The following is a 383-nucleotide window of genomic DNA, read 5'->3' as shown; positions in this document are numbered from 1 at the left end:
TTACCAGTATTATTCTGGCCAAGGAAACATGCTGAGCAACAGCATGAGCTTTACGGCAAATTTGCCGTCGACGAGTGAAAAATTCACGCTTGCGATGCAGGCGAGTTGGGAGATTGAAGCCGACTACGACTATATGCAGGTCAAAGTGAACGGTGTGGCGATTGCGGGCAATTACACTAAGCCCGTCAACGCGATTAACAGCGCTCGACATATTATTACGGGTAAATCATCGAGTATTTCGACAGCAGTAGGCAGTGATGCTTGGGTGGGGTTGGAATATGATTTATCAGCCTACGCAGGCAAAGCTGTGACGATTGAATTGAACTATGTGACCGATGAAGGGGTGAGTGAATCAGGTATTACTATAGACAATATCAGTATCA

At 46.0% G+C, this 383-nt stretch carries 1 pseudogene; it reads left to right on the top strand.

From position 1 onward, the window contains the following. Positions 1–383, top strand: a pseudogene (locus CBX98_RS25570) (immune inhibitor A domain-containing protein); the annotation flags it as partial.

This window comes from Vibrio sp. T9 (genome assembly GCF_003123985.1).
GTDB lineage: Bacteria > Pseudomonadota > Gammaproteobacteria > Enterobacterales > Vibrionaceae > Vibrio > Vibrio diabolicus.
The sequence above is the reverse complement of the archived record's forward strand: the minus strand, read 5'-3'. Positions and strand labels throughout refer to the sequence as shown.